General features: G+C 66.3%; 2 protein-coding genes. One reads left to right on the plus strand and one right to left on the minus strand.

Features of this window, described 5'->3' with window-relative positions; translation table 11 throughout:
* Positions 1-114: 114 nt before the first annotated feature.
* A complete protein-coding gene (locus tag AO501_RS14085) occupies positions 115-816 on the plus strand; it encodes a plasmid pRiA4b ORF-3 family protein (RefSeq protein ID WP_055578314.1) in 702 nt (233 codons plus the stop codon).
* Positions 817-822: 6 nt separating this feature from the next.
* On the opposite strand, the gene AO501_RS14090 is transcribed toward AO501_RS14085, so the two are convergent.
* Positions 823-2,060, minus strand: a 1,238-nt coding sequence (locus tag AO501_RS14090) for an ISL3 family transposase (protein ID WP_055578315.1), incomplete at its 5' end; no start/stop codon positions are given.

Below are 2,060 nucleotides of genomic sequence, written 5' to 3' on the forward strand. Positions count from 1 at the left end.
GGCTCTTCGCAATTGAGGGTGTAGGGCGGTCAGCTGTTTTCGACTGGTGATCGGGGGGTCTGGTTGGCTGGGGGTGTGCCGGAGAAGAAGCGGAAGAGTAAGAGGAAGAGCGGGGTGTCCGGGGGCAGTGTGGACCTGGCGATGCTGCAAAAGCTGATTGCCGATGCTGGCCGGGACGTGTTCGCGGGAATGTTCGATGAGCCGACGCCCGAGGTGCGGGCTGTGCCGGGGTATGCGCGGGGTTTCCGGGTGCGGGTCGACCTGATGTACGCGAAGCCGCCGATCTGGCGTCGTCTGGACCTGCCGGGCGACCTCATGCTCGATGAGCTGCACGTTGTGCTGCAGGTCGTGATGGGCTGGCAGGACGGTCACCTGCACAAGTTCGGTGTTGGGGCGGACCGGCGTACCCGTGCCTACTTCGTCACCGGGTTTGATCTCAGCGAAGGCGACGACGGTGTCGTCGAGGACAGCGTGCGGCTCGATCAGGTGTTGTCCGTAAAGGGCGAGCGGTTGTTCTATGACTACGACTTCGGCGACGGATGGGAGCACGTGCTGGTGGTCGAAGATGTTTTCGATGATCCGCCCCCGGCGCCGGTGTGCCTGACGGGCAAGATGGCCTGCCCGCCGGAGGACTGTGGTGGCCTGGGCGGCTATGAGGAGTTGGCTGCGTGGGTTCGTGGCGGATACGACCCGCAGGCAACGCCGATGGGGCTCAGTGCTGAGGAGATGCGGGACTGGCTGCCCCGGGGCTGGCACCCCGATCGTTTCTCGGTGGCCGAGACCAATGACGCTCTGGCCGCGTTGACTACGCGTTGAGGACTTTCACTGCCGAGGTTGAAGGAGCTGGGCTCTGAAGCCTCCGGTCTCGAGCAGGGACCGGGCGATGTAGTTGGTCAGGTTGCGGAAGCCCAGCGCGGATCCGCGCAGGTGCTCGAGGCGGCCGTTGATCGCTTCGGTTGGCCCGTTGGAGGTGCCGGGACGGTCGAAGTAGGCCAAGACATCAGCGGCGCGCTTCTTCAGGGTGCGCCCGAGGGTGATCAGTTCCTGCAGCGGCTTGGGAACGCCGGCGCTCAGCGCGGTGATCAATGCCGCCATCATCATGCGGCCCTTCGCGCGGTCGGGTTCACGGTAGGCGGCCACGGTGCGCTGGTACATCGTCCAGGTGGCCTCGACCTCGGCGTGGGCGTCGATGGCGAACAGTGTGGCCAGCCGTGCTTTCTGACGGTCGGTGAGCAGGTCAGCACCGGTGTGCAGCGTGCGTCGCGATCGGTAGAGCGGGTCGGTGCTGCGGCCGCGGTGCCCGCAGGTGGCCAGCTGCACCCGGCGGCGGCACTCATCGAGGGCGTTGCCGGCAAGGCGGACCACGTGGAAGGGGTCCATCACCGTCGCCGCGTCGGGTAGTTCTTCGGTGGCGGCGGTCTTGAAACCGGAGAATCCGTCCATGGCAACGACTTCCACGCGGTCACGCCAGTCTTTTGGGCGGTCGGCCAACCACTGCTGGAAGGCCTGTTTGGAGCGTCCTTCGATCATGTCGAGCAGCCGGGCCGGGCCGGTCTTGTCCCGTGCCGGGGTCAAGTCGATGATGACCGTGACGTACTTGTCGCCGCGGCGGGTGTGACGCCACACGTGCTCATCGACTCCGATCACCGCCACACCGTGAAACCGGTCCGGATCGGCGATGAGCACCCGCATACCTTCAGCCAGCACCGCATTGTTGGCGGTGTTCCACGACACCGCGAGCGCTTCAGCGACTCGGGACACCGACAGGTGCTGACAGACAAGAGCTTCCAGCGCCCACCGCAGAGCACCCCGGGACAGTCTGGCGCGTGGCTCGGCCGCCTTATCGACGTCTTGACGCCACACATGCTGGCATCCGGCGCAGCGGTAGCGACGGATCGTGATCAGCAGTGTGGTGGGTCGCCATCCGAACGGCTCGTGGGCCAACGTGCGGGTGACGCTGTCACGCGGACTGCCTTCTTGGCCGCAGCGACGGCACCACCGGTCCTCATCGGCGACCCTGCACGCCAGCACCGCACGGTCGGCGGCAACCTGTTGGCCGG

This window comes from Mycobacterium gordonae (genome assembly GCF_001417955.2).
Classification (GTDB): Bacteria; Actinomycetota; Actinomycetes; order Mycobacteriales; family Mycobacteriaceae; genus Mycobacterium; species Mycobacterium gordonae_B.